The sequence below is a fragment of the Xanthomonas sp. SHU 199 genome (assembly GCF_000364665.1).
Classification (GTDB): Bacteria; Pseudomonadota; Gammaproteobacteria; order Xanthomonadales; family Xanthomonadaceae; genus Xanthomonas_A; species Xanthomonas_A sontii.
In genome coordinates this window covers 1-427 of the sequence record NZ_AQOI01000855.1, presented here as the reverse complement: position 1 = coordinate 427, position 427 = coordinate 1, and the positions used below count along the sequence as shown (strand labels likewise).

The following is a 427-nucleotide window of genomic DNA, read 5'->3' as shown; positions in this document are numbered from 1 at the left end:
GCCGCCGATGGCGCCGATGCAGGCCGCCGCGGCCAGGCTCAGCAGTGGCTGCGCCGGCAACGCCAGGGCGAACAGCGGCGCGCACAGCAACAGGGCGCCGCCGAGCCAGGCCAGCCGTTGCGTCGGCGTGCGCTGCCGGCCCCAGCGCGCGGCCAGCGGTTGCACCAGCACCGTGCCAAGCGCGTAGGCGATCAGGACCGCACTGCCCCAGCCGGGCGAGAGCAGGCCGTAGGCGGCCACGTACGGGGCGAGCTTGGTGAACGCGGGCAGGGTCAGCGAGACCGCTGCGATCAGTGCCAGCGGCTGCCAGGGAATCGCGCGCCACGAGGGCGCTCGGTCGATCGCGAGCACAGCCGTGGCGTCGGCCGGGGCAGGGTGCGCATTGGCGTGATGGCGCAGCACCCGCTGCAACTGCCAGGCGCACAGC

The 427-nt window shown here is 74.9% G+C and carries 1 pseudogene; it reads right to left on the bottom strand.

The window, feature by feature from the left end:
• Positions 1–427, bottom strand: a pseudogene (locus D183_RS25820) (MFS transporter); the annotation flags it as partial.